Source organism: Desulfosporosinus burensis (assembly GCF_054657535.1).
In genome coordinates, this window is sequence record NZ_BAAHYN010000002.1 from 343,256 (window position 1) to 363,784 (window position 20,529).

At 41.7% G+C, this 20,529-nt stretch carries 21 protein-coding genes and 2 pseudogenes; 4 read left to right on the plus strand and 19 right to left on the minus strand.

What is annotated here, in order from left to right; all coding sequences use genetic code 11:
• Positions 1–86 precede the first annotated feature (86 nt).
• From glgA to ACYQ3Q_RS04645, 8 genes are all read right to left on the minus strand, one after another.
• Positions 87–1,502: a glycogen synthase GlgA gene (gene glgA / locus ACYQ3Q_RS04610; protein WP_459927476.1), complete on the minus strand. Its 1,416-nt coding sequence runs from the start codon at positions 1,500–1,502 to the stop codon at positions 87–89.
• Positions 1,503–1,523: 21 nt separating this feature from the next.
• Complete coding sequence (gene glgD / locus ACYQ3Q_RS04615) at positions 1,524–2,645, minus strand: glucose-1-phosphate adenylyltransferase subunit GlgD (RefSeq protein ID WP_459927477.1); 1,122 nt, start codon at positions 2,643–2,645, stop codon at positions 1,524–1,526.
• A 22-nt stretch (positions 2,646–2,667) separates the two neighbouring features.
• The gene (locus tag ACYQ3Q_RS04620) at positions 2,668–3,858 is read right to left on the minus strand and encodes a glucose-1-phosphate adenylyltransferase (RefSeq protein ID WP_459927478.1); all 1,191 of its coding nucleotides are present in this window, start codon (positions 3,856–3,858) and stop codon (positions 2,668–2,670) included.
• A gap of 68 nt (positions 3,859–3,926) precedes the next feature.
• Positions 3,927–6,350: a glycogen/starch/alpha-glucan phosphorylase gene (locus ACYQ3Q_RS04625; RefSeq protein ID WP_459927479.1), complete on the minus strand. Its 2,424-nt coding sequence runs from the start codon at positions 6,348–6,350 to the stop codon at positions 3,927–3,929.
• Positions 6,351–6,365: 15 nt separating this feature from the next.
• Positions 6,366–8,255: a 1,4-alpha-glucan branching protein GlgB gene (gene glgB, locus ACYQ3Q_RS04630; protein ID WP_459927480.1), complete on the minus strand. Its 1,890-nt coding sequence runs from the start codon at positions 8,253–8,255 to the stop codon at positions 6,366–6,368.
• Positions 8,256–8,575: 320 nt separating this feature from the next.
• Positions 8,576–9,034: an ATP-binding cassette domain-containing protein gene (locus tag ACYQ3Q_RS04635; RefSeq protein ID WP_459927481.1), complete on the minus strand. Its 459-nt coding sequence runs from the start codon at positions 9,032–9,034 to the stop codon at positions 8,576–8,578.
• Positions 9,007–9,255 carry an ATP-binding cassette domain-containing protein gene (locus tag ACYQ3Q_RS04640; RefSeq protein WP_459927482.1) on the minus strand — a complete coding sequence of 83 codons (249 nt, stop codon included), beginning with the start codon at positions 9,253–9,255 and terminating at the stop codon, positions 9,007–9,009. The genes ACYQ3Q_RS04635 and ACYQ3Q_RS04640 overlap by 28 nt, the downstream gene beginning before the upstream one ends.
• A gap of 29 nt (positions 9,256–9,284) precedes the next feature.
• On the minus strand, positions 9,285–9,440 hold the full coding sequence (locus ACYQ3Q_RS04645; RefSeq protein ID WP_459927483.1) for a hypothetical protein: 156 nt from the start codon (positions 9,438–9,440) through the stop codon (positions 9,285–9,287).
• Between the two features lie 194 nt (positions 9,441–9,634).
• Here ACYQ3Q_RS04645 and ACYQ3Q_RS04650 point away from each other — a divergent pair, with 194 nt between their 5' ends.
• Positions 9,635–9,820 carry a ferredoxin gene (locus ACYQ3Q_RS04650; RefSeq protein WP_459927484.1) on the plus strand — a complete coding sequence of 62 codons (186 nt, stop codon included), beginning with the start codon at positions 9,635–9,637 and terminating at the stop codon, positions 9,818–9,820.
• 11 nt (positions 9,821–9,831) lie between these two features.
• Here ACYQ3Q_RS04650 and ACYQ3Q_RS04655 read toward each other — a convergent pair whose 3' ends face one another.
• The 3 genes and pseudogenes from ACYQ3Q_RS04655 to ACYQ3Q_RS04665 all read right to left on the minus strand — a co-directional run.
• Positions 9,832–10,074, minus strand: coding sequence for a Na+/H+ antiporter NhaC family protein (locus ACYQ3Q_RS04655; protein ID WP_459927485.1), 243 nt, complete (start codon positions 10,072–10,074; stop codon positions 9,832–9,834).
• Positions 10,075–10,321: 247 nt separating this feature from the next.
• Entirely contained in the window at positions 10,322–11,371 is a 1,050-nt protein-coding gene (locus ACYQ3Q_RS04660; protein ID WP_459927486.1) for a threonine aldolase family protein, read from the minus strand.
• 1,510 nt (positions 11,372–12,881) lie between these two features.
• Positions 12,882–13,616 (minus strand): annotated as a pseudogene (locus ACYQ3Q_RS04665) (threonine aldolase family protein); the annotation flags it as partial.
• 197 nt (positions 13,617–13,813) lie between these two features.
• On the opposite strand from ACYQ3Q_RS04665, the pseudogene ACYQ3Q_RS04670 reads away from it, so the two are divergent.
• Positions 13,814–14,037 (plus strand): annotated as a pseudogene (locus ACYQ3Q_RS04670) (IS4 family transposase); the annotation flags it as partial.
• A 66-nt stretch (positions 14,038–14,103) separates the two neighbouring features.
• Here the strand turns inward: ACYQ3Q_RS04670 and ACYQ3Q_RS04675 are convergent.
• A complete protein-coding gene (locus tag ACYQ3Q_RS04675; protein ID WP_459927487.1) occupies positions 14,104–14,238 on the minus strand; it encodes a hypothetical protein in 135 nt (44 codons plus the stop codon).
• A gap of 70 nt (positions 14,239–14,308) precedes the next feature.
• Here ACYQ3Q_RS04675 and ACYQ3Q_RS04680 point away from each other — a divergent pair, with 70 nt between their 5' ends.
• On the plus strand, positions 14,309–14,575 hold the full coding sequence (locus ACYQ3Q_RS04680) for a DUF4160 domain-containing protein (RefSeq protein ID WP_459927488.1): 267 nt from the start codon (positions 14,309–14,311) through the stop codon (positions 14,573–14,575).
• Positions 14,576–14,581: 6 nt separating this feature from the next.
• Positions 14,582–14,818 carry a DUF2442 domain-containing protein gene (locus tag ACYQ3Q_RS04685; RefSeq protein ID WP_459927489.1) on the plus strand — a complete coding sequence of 79 codons (237 nt, stop codon included), beginning with the start codon at positions 14,582–14,584 and terminating at the stop codon, positions 14,816–14,818.
• Positions 14,819–15,074: 256 nt separating this feature from the next.
• On the opposite strand, the gene ACYQ3Q_RS04690 is transcribed toward ACYQ3Q_RS04685, so the two are convergent.
• The 7 genes from ACYQ3Q_RS04690 to ACYQ3Q_RS04720 form a co-directional block, all read right to left on the minus strand.
• Positions 15,075–15,266: a hypothetical protein gene (locus tag ACYQ3Q_RS04690; protein WP_459927490.1), complete on the minus strand. Its 192-nt coding sequence runs from the start codon at positions 15,264–15,266 to the stop codon at positions 15,075–15,077.
• A 797-nt stretch (positions 15,267–16,063) separates the two neighbouring features.
• Entirely contained in the window at positions 16,064–16,459 is a 396-nt protein-coding gene (mgsA, locus tag ACYQ3Q_RS04695; RefSeq protein ID WP_459927491.1) for a methylglyoxal synthase, read from the minus strand.
• Positions 16,460–16,490: 31 nt separating this feature from the next.
• A complete protein-coding gene (locus ACYQ3Q_RS04700; protein ID WP_459927492.1) occupies positions 16,491–17,486 on the minus strand; it encodes a C-terminal binding protein in 996 nt (331 codons plus the stop codon).
• Positions 17,487–17,511: 25 nt separating this feature from the next.
• Positions 17,512–18,147 carry a bifunctional 4-hydroxy-2-oxoglutarate aldolase/2-dehydro-3-deoxy-phosphogluconate aldolase gene (locus ACYQ3Q_RS04705; RefSeq protein ID WP_459927493.1) on the minus strand — a complete coding sequence of 212 codons (636 nt, stop codon included), beginning with the start codon at positions 18,145–18,147 and terminating at the stop codon, positions 17,512–17,514.
• 5 nt (positions 18,148–18,152) lie between these two features.
• Positions 18,153–19,103 carry a sugar kinase gene (locus ACYQ3Q_RS04710; RefSeq protein WP_459927494.1) on the minus strand — a complete coding sequence of 317 codons (951 nt, stop codon included), beginning with the start codon at positions 19,101–19,103 and terminating at the stop codon, positions 18,153–18,155.
• A gap of 1 nt (position 19,104) precedes the next feature.
• Positions 19,105–19,869 carry a fumarylacetoacetate hydrolase family protein gene (locus tag ACYQ3Q_RS04715; protein WP_459927495.1) on the minus strand — a complete coding sequence of 255 codons (765 nt, stop codon included), beginning with the start codon at positions 19,867–19,869 and terminating at the stop codon, positions 19,105–19,107.
• Positions 19,866–20,510: a bifunctional 4-hydroxy-2-oxoglutarate aldolase/2-dehydro-3-deoxy-phosphogluconate aldolase gene (locus ACYQ3Q_RS04720; RefSeq protein WP_459927496.1), complete on the minus strand. Its 645-nt coding sequence runs from the start codon at positions 20,508–20,510 to the stop codon at positions 19,866–19,868. Before ACYQ3Q_RS04720 ends, ACYQ3Q_RS04715 begins: the two co-directional genes overlap by 4 nt.
• Positions 20,511–20,529: the final 19 nt, after the last annotated feature.

Genomic DNA, 20,529 nt, shown 5'->3' on the forward strand with positions numbered 1-20,529 from the left:
TTAGAACACCGCCATGGATGGCAAGGCGCCGTGATGGCCGAGTGTCCCTGTAGCCACGGATGGTGAGAAGCGAAGGCGGCCGCCCATTATAACAGTGACTCATAAATTTTTGTATATGCATAGGCAGATGGGGCCCAACTTGAATCCCGTTTCATAGCACTTTCTCTCAACTTAGTCCAGGCTGATTGGTCGGAGTAATAGAGCCTAACCGCCCGCTGTACAGCAAACAATAATTCGTGAGCATTATAGTTTGAGAAACTAAAGCCATTACCTTCCCCTGTCAATTCCTGATAAGGAATCACCGTGTCTTTTAACCCTCCCGTTTCCCGTACGATCGGGATCGTTCCATAACGCATAGCAATCATTTGGGATATACCACAGGGTTCAAAGAGTGAAGGCATTAGTAAAATATCAAGCCCAGCATAAATTTTATGCGCTAATTGATCATTAAATTCTCTTTTGAAAGCAATTTTTTTAGGATATTTGTCAGCAAACGCTTGCAGCTTCTGCTCATAAGGTTGTTCTCCTGTCCCAAGGATCACCATTTGGACATCCAGCATCAGAATTTCTTCCATAACGAAGCTAAGCAGATCCAGTCCTTTCTGATCAACCAAGCGGCTGACCATCCCTAGTATGGGTAGATCCCCTCGGACAGGAAGCCCTAAACTAACTTGTAAATCGTTTTTATTGTCGTCTTTCGCTCGTGGGGCAACAAGATAAGGATCCGTATCAGGGTTATAGACCTCATAATCAATGCCATTGAGAATTCCTACCAAAGAATCCTTGCGTTTTTGTAAAATCCCTTCCAGCTTCTCTCCGTAAAACGAATTTTGTATTTCCTGAGCATAGGTAGGACTCACCGTTGTAATCGAGTCTGCATAGAGAAGACCCGCTTTCATGAAATTAACTGCACCGTGAAATTCTAGAGTCTCCTCTGTAAAAAAGGTTTCATCCAACCCGATCACATCTGTCAGAACCTCTTTAGGGAAAATCCCTTGATACTTCAGATTATGAATGGTGAACACTGTGTTAATCGAATAATAGAGGGGACTCTTAGTATAAAACTCTTTGAGCATCAGAGGAATCAGAGCCGTATGCCAATCATGACAATGAATAATGTCCGGATTGAATTCCGGAATGTGAAGGAGGCTTTCTAACACAGCCCGAGAAAAAAAAGCAAATCGTTCTGCCTCGTCAAACTCCCCATAGAGATTGGCACGCTTAAAATAATACTCATTGTCAATGAAGTAATAACGAACACCTTTATAGGTTAATTCTTCCAGTCCACAATATTGTCGACGCCAAGCCAAAGGGACAGAAAAACGATTAATATGTTTAAGTTCTTTACGAAAATGTTCGGGGATAACACTATACTTGGGCATAATAACACGTACGTCAGCACCTTGTCTTTGCAAAGCACTCGGAAGGGAACCGCCAACCTCACCCAGACCACCAGTTTTGACAAAGGGATCTGCCTCCGCAATTGCAAATACAATCTTCATATAATCCCTCTTCTCTCAATCTTAGACTAATGAGCCTTTAAGTACGACCAAGGGAGTATTCTTGTTTCCCTTCAACACATTGCCTGAGTGAACTTTAACAAACTTATCGAGAATAACATAATTCAAACTAGCCTCGGCTTCGATTTTACACTTCTGCATAATAATACAGTTTCTAATTATGGCTCCCGATTCAACGATCACACCTCGAGCTAAAATTGAATTATGGACCTCTCCTTCGATAGTACACCCACTTGAAATTAAAGAGTTTGATACGTTCGCCTGAGCACCGTGCTTAGTCGGAGGATTGTCCACAATTTTGGTATGAATCTGATCCTGACCTGTTAAGACTTCTTTGCGAATCTCTGGATTGAGTAATTCCATACTTCTGTCGAAATAATCTTTGACGGAATTTACGGTTCCAAAATAGCCCTTAAAAGGAACCCCAAATAGTTTAAGCGAACGAATATTTTCATAAATAGCGTCCATAAGGTTCACGGTTTCAATCGATCTATAACCTTCAATAATTTCTAAAAGTAGCTTGCGCCGAATAATTAACATATCCACAAAATAGGCCACGTTTTGTCCACTAGCCTCTGCAGTATCATTTCCCAGAATATCAAGGACTTCTTGGTTATCTCCGATAATCAGGTGTTCTTTTCCCGCCATCGCCACAGAATCTGTGCTTTCTTTATAGAATAGAGTAATATCCGCCTGCTTAGTCTCATGTATCTCTAAAGCTGCTTGATAATTGATATTAAAAACGTGATTACACCCGCTGATAATGATGTTTTCACAGAATTCTTTCTGCAGATACTCAAAATTAAGCTGTAAGTCTTTTAATCTAAACTTTCCACTTTGTCCTGATAACCCTTGAATTGCTCCAGGTAAGATAAATAATCCGCCAGATTTCCGATCCAGAAACCATTCTTTTCCGGCCCCCAAGTGATCAAGCAACGACCTATAATGGCGAGGGGTCACTAATCCAATCGTCCTGATTCCAGAGTTAACCATGCTGGAGAGAGCAAAATCCAATAAACGGTATCGTCCTCCAAAGGGAACCGCCGCTATTGATCGTTGGAACGCTAACCCCTGCAAAATATCCGAACTGTTATTTCCAAACAGGATACCAATGGCATTATGCATCTTCTTTCCCCCTTAGTTTATCTTAACATGCATTTAGATTGCTGCCCGCTTGGATGACAGAGCCTTTCTCGAGCACATAATGGTCCTCTAGGACTGTAATTCCAGACTGATTGGGAATAGGGCCTGGTTCCCTCCCTATCGAGCAGTGACTCATAATTTTCGCACCTTCGCCAACAATTGTTTTATTAATTGTCGCTTCACGATGAACCTTAGCATGGGGGAGTAGGATTGAATCCTCAACAATAGACCCTTCTCCAACATAAGCACCCGGCGCTAAAATTGAGTGACTCACCTGTCCCAGTACCACGCAGCCATTACTGATCAGGCTATATTGGATTTTGGCTGTCGGACCAATATATTGAGGAGGTAAAATATCTTCATTGGAAAAGACCCTTTGCACAGGATCAAATAGGTCTATTGAGTCTTCCCCGTCTAAGGACTCCATATTAGCATTATAGTAACTTTCTATCGTACCGACATCTCTCCAATACCCCTGGAAGTTATAAGCAAATACCTTCTTCCCTAATTCTATCTGTTTGGGTATGATATTTTTTCCGAAATCGTTTTCAGATAGTGGATCCAGGGCATCATTGATTAAGGCCTGTCTAAGGATTGACCAGTTAAAAATATAGATGCCCATCGAGGCTAAATTGCTCTCTGGATCTGGCAATTTTTCCGTAAACTTGATTACTTTGCCCTCTTGATCAATAGTCACTATTCCAAACCGGGAAACTTCCTCCCAGGGAACTTCGATCGTAGAGACGGTAATGTCTGACCCGTTCTCCTTGTGATCCTTTAACATTGAGAGATAATTCATCTTATAAATATGGTCACCAGAGATGATGAGGACATATTTGGGATCGTAGAAATTAATAAAATCTAGGTTTTGGTAAATCGCGTTGGCGGTTCCTTTATACCAACTCCCTTCATTATCTCCAACATAAGGTGGGAGAATATGCACGCCACCGAAGGGATTATCTAAATTCCAAGCAGAACCCAACCCGATATAGGAGTTCAGTAAGTACGGCTTATACTGAGTGAGGACTCCGACAGTGTTAATATTTGAGTTGGCACAATTACTCAAACTAAAGTCAATAATTCGATACTTACCACAAAAGGAAACCGCAGGCTTCGCAATATTGTGAGTCAGACCCCCTAACCTACTTCCCTGTCCTCCTGCCAAAAGCATCGCTATACATTCCTGCTTTTGCATACTTTTCCCCCTTCTCGCCTATGCTCCTGTCCACAGTAATCATGAAAACCCACTCTCTAGGTCTTTTTCTATAAGGTCCGAATATTAACCTTCCAGATTTGGTCCGCATATTCTTTGATGGTTCGATCGCTGGAAAAAAACCCTGCTTTAGCAATATTGATTAATGATGTGCTATACCAGTTGTCTTTTCTTTCATAGAACTGCTGAAGTTTTTGATAGGCCTCTATATAAGCGTTAAAATCCTGAAGCACAAAAAACTCGTCATTGTAGAGCAAAAGAGAATCAAAAATAACTCTAAATTCATCACCCGCCGTTTCAAAAAATCCATTGACCAGTTGATCAACACAAAGTTTTAAGTCGGGGTTGGAGTAATAGTGATCCCAGGATTTATAGCCCCCTTCACTAGAGTAGCTCAAGACTTCAGCTGCCGTAAGTCCAAAAATAAACATATTATCTTCTCCTACGGTTTCTTTAATTTCTAGATTAGCTCCATCTAGCGTACCAATTGTAAGGGCACCATTCATCATAAATTTCATATTCCCTGTACCAGAGGCTTCTTTACTGGCTGTGGAGATTTGCTCGCTAATGTCAGCCGCCGGATAAATCAATTCGCCAAGGGATACATTGAAATTCTCTAGGAAGGCAACCTTGAGCTTTTGATTGACACATGGATCCCGATTGATTTTGTTAGCTAGTGTGTTGATGAGTTTAATAATAGTCTTAGCATAATGATAACCAGGTGCTGCTTTGCCGCCAAAAATAAAGGTCTGCGAACTAACCACTGAATTTGGGTCATTGATGGCTTGGTTATATAAGTACATAATTTTTAAAATGTTGAGGAGTTGTCGTTTATAGGCATGGATTCTCTTGACCTGAACATCGAAAACTGATAATGGATCAAGTTTTAAGCCCTGTGTCTCCATCACTCTCTGAGCCAATTGGCATTTATTGAAATACTTTACCTTAGCGAGCCTTGCCAAGAAACCAGCATCATCTTTAAAAACCTGTAATTGAATAAGTTCTTCTGCTTTTTTCTTCCAATCTGGGCCTATCACCTCGGTAATTAGCTCAGACAAGCCTGGGTTAGAAGCCAAGAGAAACCTTCGATGGTTTACACCATTGGTCTTATTACTGAACTTATAGCCAAAAATACGGTAATAATCTTTAAAGACTTGCTGCTTTAAAATTTCTGTATGCAAAGCCGCAACTCCGTTGACGGAAGAGCTACCGATTACTGCTAAATTTGCCATGTAAACTTGTCCATCTTTGATAATCTGTGTAGTCTGGATGAATTTCCAGTCGTCTAAGAACCTCTTCGCCAAGCGCGCTTTAAATTCCCGATCGATCTCTTCAATAATCATGTAAATTCTCGGCAAAAGTCCTTTAATTAAATCAATCGGCCACTTTTCCATAGCTTCCGGCATAATGGTATGATTGGTAAAAGACATGGTGTTGACGGTAATGTTCCATGCTTGGTCCCAGCCTAGGCCTTCTTCATCGATCAGGATGCGCATTAATTCGGGAATACAGAGCACCGGATGAGTGTCATTGATATGAACGGCCACCCACCGCGAAAAATCCGCCAGTGCTTGATTGCGCTTTTTATAGCTTCGCATGATCGACCCTAATCCAGCGGCAACAAAAAAATACTCCTGCTTTAGTCTAAGTTCCTTACCTGAGCGACTGTTGTCATCAGGATAAAGAATATAGGAAATGGCTTCAACCTCTGACTTTAAACTCACGGCCTGTTCAAACTCACCGCGGTTGAAACAAGCAAAATCCAACTCATTACATAACGGTTCCGCGCTCCATAACCTCAGATTATTGATATTGGCTAGATTAGCATAGCTTATGACCGGAATATCATAGGGAACCGCTAAGACAGGCTCATAGTTTTCATGATAAAACATTAATTTCCCTTGAACACATTCCGTCCTAACATTGCCCTTAAATTTAACAATCATGCTTTTATCAGGTCTAGGTATTTCCCAGGGGTAACCATTCTTTAACCAATTATCCGCAATCTCAATCTGGGCACCCTCTCGAATCTTTTGCTCGAACAAGCCATACTTATAGCGGATACCGTTGCCGTGCCCTGCAATTCCTAAAAAAGCTATAGAATCTAAAAAACAGGCCGCCAATCTTCCTAAACCGCCGTTTCCTAAACCCGGATCCACTTCTTGCACTAATAAATCATCCAAGTTAATCTTTAGATCCTCTAAGCCTTCCCGAACCATTTGCTCAATGTCCAGATTGACCAAATAATAATGGAGAAGTTTACCGATCAGAAACTCCATAGAAAAATAATAGACTTGTTTTGTAGGGGTTACTGAGCTCTTTATTGAAGCCCGGTTAAAACTCATTTTTTCTTTAAGCAGCAGGACCAAGGTTTTATATTTAGTCCGTAGCGTACCTTCATCCAGGGTAATCCCTTCTGTTTCCCTAATTTTAGTGAGGTAAGCTTGTTTAAAACTCTCTTTATCTGCGAACAATGCCACGGCCCCTGTCTAATTTATATTTTTACTTGGACTAAATATGACGGTTGCTAAGGGCGGGACAGTAATTCTTAAAGAAAATGCTTGTCCACGCCAAGCAACCTTCTCGGCAACGAGCGCTGAAGAATTTTGCTGGTTTGAACCGCCATAGATCTCCTGGTCAGAATTAAAAATTTCCTGATAGATTCCCTGTTTAGGAACCCCTATTCGAAAGTTCTCATAACTACTAGGCTGCAGATTAATCAGCACAATCAGAAAATCATCAGGATTCTTTGCCCGACGACAGAAAACGAGAATACTTTGCTCCTGGTTATCGGCGTCCATCCATTCAAACCCTGACCAATCATGGTCGTTTTCCCAGAATGCCCTTTCTCGTTGATAGAGTTTATTGAGATTCCTTACATAGTCTTGATATTGTTTATGCATCTCATAATCCAAAAGGAGCCAATCGAGTTCTGCGTCATAACGCCACTCTATGAACTGAGCAAACTCTCCTCCCATAAACATTAACTTCTTGCCTGGATGACCCATAAAGTACCCCATTAGCGCCCTTAATCCTGCAAACTTCTGCCAATAATCACCGGGCATTTTATCTAACAGCGACAGCTTACCGTGAACAACTTCATCATGTGAAAGTGGCAAGACAAAATTTTCAGAAAAAGCATAGGTCAAGGAGAAGGTTAATAGACTATGATGGTCTTTCCGACGTGAAAACTCAAGTTGCATATAGCGTAATGTATCATTCATCCAACCCATATTCCACTTATAGTTATAACCCAGTCCTTTGGGATAAGTAGGGGAAGTAACGAGTGGCCAATCGGTCGCTTCTTCAGCAATCATGAGGACTCCCGGATAGACTCGAAACACAACCTGATTGAGTCGTTGCATAAAAGCCATGGCCTGCAAGTTTTCCCGTCCTCCATAGATATTGCGTTCCCAAGGCTTTCCTTGTTCATAATCTAGATAAAGCATGCTACTGACTCCATCCACTCGAAGTCCATCAAGATGATAGGTTTCCAGCCAAAAAATGGCATTGGAAATCAGAAAACTCCATACTTCTGTTTTAGCAAAATTAAAATTATAGGTTCCCCATTGTCCATGTTCGTCCTTTTCGAAGACTGACGTCCCATTGAATCGTCCCAAACCATGGGCATCTTTGACGAAATGCCCTGGCACCCAGTCCAAAATCACTCCTATGCCTGCTTGATGACAGCGATCAACAAAATACATAAAATCCTGCGGTGTTCCATATCGACTGGTGCAGGAATAATAACCGGTCACTTGATATCCCCAAGAACCATCATAAGGGTGCTCCATAATCGGCATCAGCTCGATATGGGTATAACCCATTTCCAAAACATAATTTAATAATTCCTCAGCGAAGTCCTGCCAGTTGTAAAAGCCCCCATCCGCTTTCCTACGCCAGGAACCTAAATGGACCTCGTAAATTATGATCGGCTTCTCTTGCCGATGACTTGTTTCTCTTTGAGAAATCCATTCCTGATCTAGCCAATTATAGCCTTCTAGAGAATAGACCTTAGAGGCTGTTAAAGGCCGTAGCTCAGAGTAGAAGGCGAAAGGATCAGACTTCAAGAGTACTACTTTCCCACCCTTTACCTGAATTGAGTATTTATATAATTGTCCCAGAAGAATCTCCGCAATGAAGAGTGTCCACACACCCGTATTACCGACTTTAGTCATTGGATTTTGCTTAGCAGACCAGTGATTAAAATCCCCTACGACAGACACAGCCTCGGCATCTGGAACCCAAACTGCAAAGAACGTTCCCAGCAAATCCCCGTCTGCAATGCTATGAGCACCAAACTTCGTATAACTCTTATACAGCTCCCCCCTGTTAAAAAGATATAGTTCTTCAATACTTAAAAACCGCTCACTATCCATAGTTCCAGCCTCTTTACAATATTTTCTTCCTCCCTGATTGTATTCTATTTCGTAAGGGTTTCTCCTTTGCTTTAAGTTAATTATTTTTTTAAATAGATAACCAAGGACTTCGCCCCTTCTATTGCAGCGATGCCCACATATCTTTAGCTCACCCATTGAAATTTTAAAGAACACCCCATATATTTGCCAATATGAACGAAATGATCAATAAGTGATTATAAAAATATAATCACCAAGGCTAGGAGGTTTCTATCCCTCTAGCCTTGGTGACTTATAATGTCATTTAGGTATCTATTGTTGTTCTCCGAGCAGGATTGTAGCTATTCTTGATATGCTTCCCATTGCTCAAAACACTTTTCCAGCTTTTTCTCCTGAGCTTCCTTTTCCTGAAATAGCTCATTTAAACGATTGGCATCCAGACCAAACTCCATCATTTCCCCTTCAATCATTTTAATCTTACCATCATATTGTTCAATCTCTTCTTCAAGGAGCTCTAGTTTTTTAAGATTAATCCTCTTAGGTTGCTGGGCTGCAACCCTTTTCTTAATCTCCTTAGTTGCCAAACTAGAGGCTGCTACCTTTATTTCTCCCATTTCTTTTTTATGTTCTTCCAGATAATAGCTGTAATCACCGAGATAGACTTTGATCCCTTTATTCTGAATCGCCATCATCTTATCAGCCACTTTATTAATAAAATAACGATCATGAGAAACAAAGAGTATCGTCCCATCAAATTGAATGAGGGTTTCTTCTAAGACTTCCCTAGAATCAATGTCCAAATGATTGGTTGATAGCCGACTCGCGCGTCTTTCCGAATGGCTATAGTACCCTCTTGGTAATCCTCAACCCCCGTAATCATTTTTAAAATGGTCGTTTTACCACAACCATTTTGTCCAATCAAACCGATTTTTTCTCCAGTTTTTAAATCAAAGGATATGTTCTGAAATATTTTATTGGCACCATAATATTTGGTCATATTGTTAATACTGTATTCGATCATTGATTTGTCCGCTCCCAACTACAGTTCCCTTATACTCCTGTCAACTTTATCGGCCGTTTGAAATAATGCCAAGCCCATACAACATTAGTCAACTCCCAGCCCTCTTGCCCATACTCATTGAGGATTCTAGTAGTTCTCTCTCCAAGTCCAAGAATCAAAACACATTTATATTCGTACTTTGGCATCCATACTCTCTCCTTAAATTTCCCCAGTACCAATTTCTTGAAATTCCTACTTTCTAATTCTAATATATCCTATCAAAAGCATATATTCACATGCGAAGTAATGATGTCTATTTTTAGCATTGACTACGAAGCAGTATTCACGTTATCCTAAATTTAGTTACCCATTATTGTAGTAAGAAAGGAGCGCAAAACCGATGTTTGCGACCGTAAATTCAGATTGTATCGGGTGTGGTGCCTGTGAAGCGATTTGTCCTCAAGTTTTCAGGATGAATAGCTATGAAATTGCCGAGGCTTACATAAATCCGGTTCCTCAAGCCGCTGAAGCATCAACTAAAGAAGCTGCAAAAAGTTGCCCTGTTGCAGCGATTATTTTAGAATGATGCTGAATTTTCTATCCTAAAAACAGGGAGGCTATCCCAAATAAAATCGTACTAATCCCCGCAGCGATTAACGACGGCCTCAACTTGAAATGGGCATATTCCATCAAGGGAACATCAAGAATTGTACACAAAGTCACCGTATTATCGCTTAAGGGTGAGGCAAAAGCCCCAAATGTACCGCTGGCAAATACAGCCCCTATAACCAGAGTAATATCGGACCCAGTCTGATGAGCAAGCGTTACCCCGAGGGGCATTAACAACCTTCAGATCAACTTCCGCCACCCCTCAATCGTTTAAAGCAGGACGTATGAGGGATGGTATAATTCTAATTCGAAGAACACGATAAGTCGAATTCCCTCAATGGTTTCAAAGGTTCATGAAAACAAAATTAATATCCTTCACAATATTATGATCTAGTTGCCCCTCGATCAGTCATACTTATCAGGATTTCCATAGCATTATTATAATTCTTAGGCTTTCTATAGGGCCTTTCTTCACCTGCTAATGCAACCATCTATGACGTTGCTTAAGTGCATTTTTCACATCCTCAATAAAGGCTAATACTTGATCCTCTTTCGTTGCCCAAGAGGTGACAAGGCGAATTGCAGAGTGATCAACATCAACCTTTGACCAGACATAGAATGAATAATTCTTATGAAGCTCAGTGATCAAGCTATCGGGGAAGATTGGAAATAGTTGATTTGATGGCGAGTATACCAAGAATTTAAAGCCTGCTTTGCCGATTTCAGCCCTGAGCAAAGCCGCCATCTTATTAGCATGCTTGGCCAGATCGAAATATAGGTTATCTCTGAAAAGCTCAAGAAACTGTATGCCTAGCAGTCTCCCTTTTGCGAGGAGCGCTCCTTTTTGCTTCATATAATATCGGAAATCTTCCTTGAGCGAATCTCGGCAAATCACGAGTGCTTCACCCATCAGTGCTCCATTCTTAGTTCCTCCAATATAGAAAGCATCCACAAGTGTTGCCAGATCGGAAAGATCCAGGTTACTCTCTTCTGAACACAAAGCCGAACCCAGCCTAGCACCATCTATGAACAAATAGAGATTATTTTCCTTGCAGAACCGACTTATCTGTTCCAGTTCTTCCTTATTATATATTGAGCCAATTTCTGTCGGATTTGAAATATAAACCAACTTAGGCTTCACCATATGCTCGTCAGTATGTGAATCAAGTGCAGCCTTAATGTGCGAATCGTTTAATTTCCCATTAGTTACTTCTATAGATATAACTTTATGTCCTGTGGCCTCTATCGCGCCTGTCTCATGCACCAATATATGACCAGTGTTGGCTGAAATCACTGCTTCATGAGGCCTCAAAAAAGCTGAGATAGCGGTAAGATTCGTTTGGGTACCACCTGAGAGTAGATGAATATCAATGTCATTTGTCCCAATTCTTTGCTTTAAAAGTTCAACCGCTTGTTGTGTATAGCAATCCTCTCCATAGCCTTCAACCTGCTCAAAGTTTGATTCCATCAAGGAGTTCAATATTCTAGGATGTGCACCCTCACTGTAGTCGTTCTTAAAACTGTACATTGTTAAAACTCCCTCTTTTCCTATTCGCTTGCTTACCTAAGCCCAATGGCTTTAGTATTTTCTCTTCTTAATTTTTCGATTCTGTCCATTTACATTCTTTAACAAGTAATTTAAACTTTTCTAAAGCGAGTCTACACGACATAATTCTGCGTTTTTTCACTAAATCCTGCCAGTACCTGTTTTTATACTATCAAATACAAGGTATTTCCGGAATCGCCCGGAACATCGAGAACCCGTCGCCAAAGATGCAGGTTGTTCACTCTAAGGGCTATGCAACAATCTAAAGCTTTATTAAATGTAAATAGAAAAAAGGCCACTCATTGAGTAGCCTTAACATCTAATATTGAATCCCGCAAAGTTCCTCCAGAATTGAATTAATGGATACACGGCTCTAGATTAATCTTTAACCAAACATAACCAAACGTTATTAACCGGAGAATATAGGTTTGTAGCTAATACCTTACAACTAGAAATCAAAACCAGATAAAACGCAGCTCTGTTACCACCCAGTAAGGGAATCAAGACTTTAACCTAACTAAACGTAAACCAGTTAAAAACAAAGTTCAAAGGTAACTAAACTAATCTTGACAAATCCTCCACTATTTCTTCAATACTTTAGGTCCAACTGGGATCAATCTGAAAACAGTCATTAAGGAAAATTTGATTTTTGGAACGCAGGCCGGAATTTTTTTGGAGAAACAAAGGCTAACTTAATTAGGCTAACCGAATTCAATATAAACAACAAACGGGCTAATGACTAACCACTGACCACTAAATTACTAACCATTAAACTAACTATCCACTAAACTAAACTATCCACTAAACTGACTATCCACTAAACAAGCTACCTAAACGACTGACTGTTCATGCAAAAACGAATCTTTCTCAACTGACTAAACCATTATTACCAACCGACTTGCTTCTACTAATGAGAGGAACTTTGCGGGAAAACTTTCTTTCTAACAACAAAAACCACCCTTAGGTGGCTCCAATTCTTCGAAATTCAGCATCGAACTTAACTAATTGCGATGCATAAACCTTCGATGAATCGAAACTTTACCTAGCACGCGACCAATAAGTTTTTAGAAACCTGAATCTTTATTAATGAGTGTTTATACTTTTATTATACGTAAATTCGGTACTCTGTCAAGTGCCTTGAACAAAAAAAATTCTGGCTCAACCATTGAAGCCGTAATCTTATGATTGATTAAATAGAGGGAAACTAGGGGTGAAACAAGGGGACAGGTTCCTGTTTCCCCCTCTTGTTTACAAAGCGAGAGCCCGTTCCTCGAAGTGCTTTCTTTGCGGTCTCTTCTATAATTCTGTAGCCCGTTCTAAGAGGGCTACTAGTAAATCCACAGCTGCTTTAACATCCCGTTTGTCAAGCATTTCGGCGGGGCTGTACGGCAGAATTCCCCTCAATGTGCCGGTCTCCAGCCTTATCCCGAGGGTAAATCTCATCAAGTCTGCTCAGAATATCTTTTTGTACATCCGGGTCTGCATTTTCGTTGATCGCATCCTCTTTCGTTGCCCAGGATGTGACAAGGCGAATTGCAGAGTTATCAGCATCTAGCTTTGACCAGACATAGAATGAGTAATTCTTCTGAAGCTCAGTGATCAATCGATCGGGTAGTATAGGAAATATTTGGTTTGATGGCGAGTATACCAAGAACCCTGCTTTGCTGATTTCATCCCTGAGCAACCCTGCCATCTTATTAGCGTGCTTTGCCAGATCAAAGTACAGGTTGTCTCTGAAAAGCTCAAGAAACTGTATGCCTAGGAGTCTCCCTTTTGCGAGGAGTGCTCCTTTTTGCTTCATATGAAATCGGAAATCTTCCTTGAGCGGATCATGGCAGATCACTAGTGCTTCACCCATGAGTGCTCCGTTCTTGGTTCCTCCAATATAGAAAGCATCAACAAGTGTTCCCAGATCGGAAAGTTCCAGGTTATTCTCTTCTGAACACAAAGCTGAACCCAGCCTAGCACCATCCATAAACAAAAAGAGTTTGTTTTTCTTGCAGAACTGACTTATTTGTTCCAGTTCGCTCTTATTATAGATAGAGCCAATTTCTGTCGGATTTGATATGTAAACCAACTTAGGCTTCACCATGTGCTCGTCAGTATGTGAATCGAGTGCAGCCTTAATGTGTAAATAGTTAAGTTTCCCATCACTTACTTCTATGGATATAATTTTATGCCCTGTGGCCTCTACCGATCCTGTCTCATGTACCAATATATGACCGGTTTCTATTTACATGAATGCGTATCTTTCCGAGCGTTCACGTGGTGGATCCGTCAATTGCATCCTTTACCCAATACAAAAGGCACCGGCTTGCTTTCCTGCATAAAGTTAATGATCATTTGTCAAGTAAAGTCTTAGCACGATATATAGTTTAAAACGTCAAAAACTAACAATAATATGCCAAAAACCCTGTATTCAAATCTAAATTAGGTTTTAAAACTCTAACCCTTGGCTTATTAGTCAGTAAAAGTTCGCTTCCTTATAGACCTAACACTTCAAGTAGAAAAGGCTCTAAAAAAGGCTCGACACCGCAAAGAACGGTATAAAAAGCAGCGGGACTCGGAAATCCGCTGGGGCAAAACGTTTCACGAAAATTGGTTGTGTGATTTTCCTACCCTCTAGCAAACTACCTATGGCGTCAAAAAAAGACATTTTCAATTCCCTCTTTCTCAATCTTTTCATTTACTAACCAGTTCTAAGAATATATCTACTACATCCTCTTCAATATCCCTACCGCCACGCCAATAACAGATATTTGATCCCCTCGCATTTGGATCGGTTCATATTTATCATTCTCTGGGATAAAAAGTACTGTATCCCCCATTTTCATAACATTATTTTCCATTAGATAGATTTCTCTCTTCATTTTGTGCTAATATAAAAGTACAAAGAAATATTTTTTGAGGAGTGATACCATGCCTTTAATTTCACACTTTTATGGGATTTTGATAAGGATGTTTTTTAATGATCAAGAACAGCACCATCTACCTCATTTTCATGCGATCTATGGAGAATATTCCGGTTCTTTTTCACTCGATGGTGAAGTTATAACAGGAAATATCCCTAAGAAACAACTGAAGCTCATTGCAGCCTGGGCTACAATACATATGGAAGAGCTTGAGGCACTATGGAAGTCCGTTCAGGAGACTGGTGAGTATTTTACCATAAAGGGTTTGGAGTGATATAAGATGCTGCCAAGACCAAAAGAAGTTAAACCATTGAACAACTACTGCTTGCAAGTGCTTTTCGATAACGGAGAGACTAAGATTTATGATATGTCAAAGCTAATTGAGGAGCCATTTTATCGCAAATTGAAAAATAAGCACATTTTTAATACTGTTAAAGTGAGCGATATTACTTTAGAATGGGCATCTGGCGAGGATATTTGCCCCGATGAGCTATATAATAACAGTAAAAATGCTTAGAGAGTCATTTGCGTGTCAATCATCCATTGTGAGTTCTATTTCCCTCTCAGGATTAACCATGGCTAATTCTTCAACGAGATTGGGAAAAGCGCCACCTGGGAATAACAACCATCCTCACCTTCTGACCGGCCCTAATTAAAGCAAAGCGCATGCTGAACTGTCCGATATCGCTATTCCCTGAACTAACGCCCCGACCGTAAATAAGTTGCCATTGCCCTCGATATGTTAATTTTTCACCAATTCCTGATTGGCCAATTTAATGATTTGGAACATCCTCCGGGTAGAACAGTGCACAAGGTATATCCAATTGATCCAGATTATCCATCAGACGGGCAGCTTGTCTGAAATCTAAAAGCGTAGCATTCCGCTTCTTACCGGTTTCGAAGTCAATAATGCTGGGGATTCCGCCTGTAGAATGGGAAATAACCTTCCCTGGTTTAACAACCACTTTCTGGCTATTGGGTCTTGAAAAAGAAATTTCCTTTCTAACATGGATCAATACCTTTTGGATTAAAGAGCGCCTTCAAGGTCAGCATGAGGAGTAAGGCCTTCTTCTTTTTGCAATTTCTCATAAAGAGTCTTGACCTCCGGATGTTCATTAAGGATTGTGGTAAATCCTTTGTCGTCCTCCTCAATCGAAAATTGTTCTTGTTCTTCAACGTTAGGAAATGTTAGTATCTTTGCCTATCTGTAAAACATCCTCCCTTGAAGCGGCAAAAAATTGCCCAGTAGCAGCAATTATTTTGGAATGACGCTAAAGAGGCCCCCGGCTACCGATGGCTCCTTTCATCTTTGCTCCATGGCCGCAACTCTCCACTAATCTAGCTTTGGCATCTGAAGCATAGCATTTCTATTACCGGCTTTCTTCTCTTGGGTCATTTACACGACATCCCTCAGGTCCATTTGTTCATCTTAAGCAGCCCACACATTTCTCGTTATGGGCAGTAACCATCGGCCGATAGCCGCTTGAATTAAACGTATCAGAGCGATTAACCTTTGGTCTCGGCAGCATGACCCGAGAGAAATCTCAGATATGTTTAAGTTCCGGTTGTTCCAGCATAAATTTAAACGCCAAAAGACCTCAACGCTATCAAGAACGCTAAGGTCTAATTTTTTGCCGTTTCAAATTGGAATCAAATAAAAAAGGCTTCATCTCAGCTTATAGACTACTTGAAATACTATTGGATTGAAGAAACTGTTCATGTGATCGATTATAGGCTCACCATAGTTTAAACTGAGACAAAATTACCGAATGTCAATCTGCTCCCGAATCCATTTCATAAGAATATGCGCCGAATTGGGGTTTGTCGCGAGTGGGACATTATGCACATCACATAAACGCAGCAACGCAGAAACGTCCGGCTCGTGCGGTTGGGCGGTTAATGGATCACGCATGAAAATCACTGCCGCTACCTCTCCATGCGCTATTCGAGCCCCAATCTGTTGATCCCCGCCCAACGGACCGGTTAAACAATAATCTAACTCGAGCCCGGTTTCCTTATGAATTCGACGTCCGGTTGTCCCGGTGGCAATCAAACGGCAATGTTTAAATACCTGTTGATGTGCCTTCACAAATTCGATCATGTCATCCTTTTTCTTGTCATGGGCAATGAGTGCCACTAAAGGTTTTTTTTCTTTCATTCTCCAGTCCCCACAATCCTCTGCCATCAGCCTACAACAATTCTTTAAGATCTAGTTTAGTTTTAACTTGTTTGTTTACTAGGTTTTTAGGAAAGAACCCTTGGAGAACCTCAGCTACCCCCTGGGCTGCTTTGGTTTTTAATTCAATTTCAGCCTGTTCAGAATACCAGGCAACGTGTGGATTTATGATTACATTATCCATACCTAACAACGGATTGTCCTGGGACGCAGGTTCTTCTTCCAAGACATCAAGTCCGGCTCCGGCAATGAGTCCATCCTGGAGAGCTTTAATTAAAGCCTTTTCATCGATGACAGGACCCCGGGATGTATTCAAAATAAAAGCGCTGGATTTCATTAAACTTAATTCTTTTTCCCCGACTAGATGATGAGTCTCGGGAGTTAGAGGAGCATGCACAGAAACAAAGTCAGAATTAGCCATTAGTTCGTCTAAACCAACCAGTGCTGCCCCATACGGGTCTACATCAGTTTGGGTAAGAAAGGGATCATAGATCAAAAGTTCAAACCCAAAAGGTCTGGCTTTTTCCGCTAAAGCCCTGGGAATTCTGCCAAATCCAACAATCCCTAATTTCCGTCCTCTTAGTCTGTAAATAGGTCTACTGATTTTGTAATCCCAGGTTCCCGCTTTGATACTATTATTTAACTGGACTACCTTACGGGCACACGCCAGCAACAAAGCAAACGCGTGGTCCGACACCTCATCTACACAATAGTCGGGGACGTTAACCACACAGATTCCCTTTTCGGTAGCCGCTTCCAAATCAACAGTATTGACGCCCACTCCGTAGCGGGCTATGACTTTGCAGTTGTCCAATTTCTCAATCACCCGTCTGGTAATCGGAGCATACTGGTTCAATAAACCATGGGCATCTTTACAGACTGCAATCAGATCATCTTCCGTTTTACATTGAGCCGGTACCAGGGTGGCGCCGGCATTTGTCACAACCTCTTCTTCATACTGGAGCGTTGAATACTCGTAATCTGTGACAACAACTTTGTACTCACTCATTTTGTTACACCTCTTCAGTAAAATGTTAATTTTCCTTTCTGGCCTTGTCTACCACATCAACGATTTTGCGAGCCTTTTCAGTGATCAAGTCCCACTGACCTTCCTGAACCGCCTGTTTGGGAATCAAAGAACCTCCCATACCCACTGCTATACACCCTGCCTTAATAAATTGAGCAGCATTTTCCACACTGACTCCACCGGTAGGGATCAAGGGTATATGTCCCAGAGGCCCGCGGATATCCTTGATGTATTGGGGGCCAAGCACTCCTGCAGGAAAAACCTTGATAATATCTGCCCCAAGTTCATAAGCCGTTATAATTTCCGTAGGAGTCATTGCGCCTGAGATTACCGGTTTTCCGTAACGCTTACAAACCGTTATTACGTCCGGTTGCAGGCTCGGAGATACTATAAACTCGGCTCCGGAAAGCAATGCCAGCCTGGCGGTTTCCCTGTCCAAAACTGTCCCGGCTCCAACCTTGACCTCGCTGCCTATTTTTTCGCTAACCTGTTTGATCATTTCCAGAGCTCCCGGAGCGTCAACGGTAATTTCGATGACATCAATTCCCCCAGCCTTTAAGGCCTTGGCAATGTCAAGGATACTCTCCAGTTTAGCCCCACGTAGAACCGCGATAACTCCACAAGCTAAGATTTGAGTATTCATATTTATCACCTGTCAATCATCTCTTTTTCGCCTCTAAAAACTGCTACCTCTTCCATCGTAGGCAATCCTTCCACATCTCCAATCACAGTAGTGGCTATCGCTCCTACCGCATTGGCAAGCTTGGTTGATTCCTCCAGGCTGTATCCCTTGAGAATCCCTGCTATAAAACCGGCGGCAAATCCATCACCGGCACCAATCGGATCAACAACCTTTTCAATAGGATACCCTGGAATAAATTTCGCCTCGTCAGGAGTAGCATAGTACGCTCCTTTTTTACCCAGTTTAACCACTACAATTTTTGCTCCCAGGTCTAAAAACTTGTCGGCAATTTTTTCTGGTTCTGTTTCACCCACCAGAATCTCACCTTCACTAATACCAGGCATAATGATGTCAGACTGAGCCGCAAACTCCATGATTACCTGCCTGGCCACTTCCTTTGTCCATAGTTTTAACCGGATATTGGGATCTAAAGAGATTTGAACCCCGCGGGCTTTAGCGATTTTTACTGCTTCCTGCAAAGTACTGTAACATGATTCACTCAGAGCCGGGGTAATGCCGGTGATATGCAACAACTTGGCAGACCCTAGATAATCGTGATTGAGGTCTTCAGGGGAAAGCAGGCTAGCGGCTGACCCTTTGCGATAGTAATACACCTTGCTTTCTCCGTATTCTCTCCGTTCTTTTATATACAATCCTGTTGGAGCAACTTGGTCGAACTTTACCTGAGAGGTGTCTACTCCTTCTCCTCTTATAAAAGAAGCAATATACTTTCCGAACTCGTCGTTACCTAGCCTGCTAATCCATCCGGCGCTATGTCCTAGCCGTACCAACCCGATAGCGAAGTTAGATTCTGCTCCTCCGATTTGTTTGGTAAAGGTGTTAATATATTTTAATGGGCCGGAACTTTCCGGATTCATTAATAACATTGTCTCTCCGAGCGTTACTACTTCCGGCAATCTATATCTCCTCCTTCACAACGAGGTTTTGTAATGAACCAATACCTTCAATTCTTGCTTCGACTCTATCACCGGGTTTAAGTATTCCCGCACCCGGAGGAGTCCCGGTACTTAAAACATCCCCAGGGGACAATGTCATGATTTGTGATGCATAAGCTATAAGATCCGCGACTTTAAATACCATATCTGACGTATTGGAGCTTTGCGTCTTTTCGCCATTCAAAAACATTTCAAGGGTTAAGCTGTCAGGATCAAGACCTGTTGCGATATATGGGCCGAGCGGCAAAAAGGTATCATAGGACTTAGCCTTAGTCCAAGGCCCCCCTGTCATCTTATCTTTGGCAGTTAGATCATTGGCACAGGTGTAACCAAGGACATGGTTTAGTGCTTCGTCTCTGCTGACGTTTTTGACAGTATCTTTCATCACTACAGCTAACTCTACTTCATAGGCCAGTTCCAAGACATCAGATGGGTGAATAATATTTTCCCCTGGTCCAACAATGGCAGAAGGAGGCTTTAAGAATATCACAGGTTCCTCAGGAACCGATGCCTTTAATGCCTTAACATTAGCGTGATAATTAAGTCCAATACAAACAATTTTACTGGGCGTAACCGGAGGCAAAAGTTTTACCAAGTTTAAGGAATAGATCTTATCAGTAGGGCGCCAATCGCTAAAAAAGTCTCCTTCGATCACCCTTACTGATGAATCCTCAAGTATACCTAAATTAACTTCACCGGCAACTGCAAAGCGAACGAACCGCGTCATCGTGAGCCTCCTTGTCTTGCTTCAGCTATGATACTTAAGAATTGTTTTGCCTTCGCCGTAATTTCCTCGTACCTACCCCTACGGATCAGGTCCTTGTCAACAAGTTCACTGCCGATACCTAATACGGTTGCCCCTGCTTTTAAAAAGCCGGCTGCGTTAGAAGAGTTTATACCACCAACAGCCATGAGCTGAACTTGTGAAATTGGGCCCAATATATCTTTAAAGTAGCCGGTTCCAAGAGTTGCCGCCGGAAAGACTTTAACCATTTTTGCTCCCCATTGTAGAGCCTTCACAATTTCAGTAGGGGTCATTACCCCTGGAATTACGGTCTTACCATAAAGATTACCGATTTCTATAACCTCTCGCGACAGACTAGGTGAAAGAAGAAATTCAGCCCCGGCCAGGATCGCCGACCTTGCCATCGTCCGTTCAAGTACTGTGCCTGCTCCCACCAATATATTTTCACCGAAATGACACCTTAATTGTTCAATCATTTCCAGTGCACCAGGTGTGTTACAAGCCACCTCCAGTACGTTTACTCCGCCTTCTCGAAGCGCTTCAACCGCCGGTAAAATTTCTTCCTTCTTGCACCCTCGAATGATGGCAACCAGGCCAGTATCACGTATATACTGTAAACTCATTACATCAACACCTTAGTTT

Coding starts and splice junctions, on each gene's coding strand:
- glgA (WP_459927476.1), bottom strand. CDS start 1,502: ATGAAGATTGTATTTGCAATTGCGGAGGCAGATCCCTTTGTCAAAACT.
- glgD (WP_459927477.1), bottom strand. CDS start 2,645: ATGCATAATGCCATTGGTATCCTGTTTGGAAATAACAGTTCGGATATT.
- ACYQ3Q_RS04620 (WP_459927478.1), bottom strand. CDS start 3,858: ATGCAAAAGCAGGAATGTATAGCGATGCTTTTGGCAGGAGGACAGGGA.
- glgB (WP_459927480.1), bottom strand. CDS start 8,255: ATGGATAGTGAGCGGTTTTTAAGTATTGAAGAACTATATCTTTTTAAC.
- ACYQ3Q_RS04640 (WP_459927482.1), bottom strand. CDS start 9,255: ATGATCGAATACAGTATTAACAATATGACCAAATATTATGGTGCCAAT.
- ACYQ3Q_RS04645 (WP_459927483.1), bottom strand. CDS start 9,440: ATGCCAAAGTACGAATATAAATGTGTTTTGATTCTTGGACTTGGAGAG.
- ACYQ3Q_RS04650 (WP_459927484.1), top strand. CDS start 9,635: ATGTTTGCGACCGTAAATTCAGATTGTATCGGGTGTGGTGCCTGTGAA.
- ACYQ3Q_RS04655 (WP_459927485.1), bottom strand. CDS start 10,074: ATGCCCCTCGGGGTAACGCTTGCTCATCAGACTGGGTCCGATATTACT.
- ACYQ3Q_RS04660 (WP_459927486.1), bottom strand. CDS start 11,371: ATGTACAGTTTTAAGAACGACTACAGTGAGGGTGCACATCCTAGAATA.
- ACYQ3Q_RS04675 (WP_459927487.1), bottom strand. CDS start 14,238: ATGGAAAATAATGTTATGAAAATGGGGGATACAGTACTTTTTATCCCA.
- ACYQ3Q_RS04680 (WP_459927488.1), top strand. CDS start 14,309: ATGCCTTTAATTTCACACTTTTATGGGATTTTGATAAGGATGTTTTTT.
- ACYQ3Q_RS04685 (WP_459927489.1), top strand. CDS start 14,582: ATGCTGCCAAGACCAAAAGAAGTTAAACCATTGAACAACTACTGCTTG.
- mgsA (WP_459927491.1), bottom strand. CDS start 16,459: ATGAAAGAAAAAAAACCTTTAGTGGCACTCATTGCCCATGACAAGAAA.
- ACYQ3Q_RS04700 (WP_459927492.1), bottom strand. CDS start 17,486: ATGAGTGAGTACAAAGTTGTTGTCACAGATTACGAGTATTCAACGCTC.
- ACYQ3Q_RS04705 (WP_459927493.1), bottom strand. CDS start 18,147: ATGAATACTCAAATCTTAGCTTGTGGAGTTATCGCGGTTCTACGTGGG.
- ACYQ3Q_RS04715 (WP_459927495.1), bottom strand. CDS start 19,869: ATGACGCGGTTCGTTCGCTTTGCAGTTGCCGGTGAAGTTAATTTAGGT.
- ACYQ3Q_RS04720 (WP_459927496.1), bottom strand. CDS start 20,510: ATGAGTTTACAGTATATACGTGATACTGGCCTGGTTGCCATCATTCGA.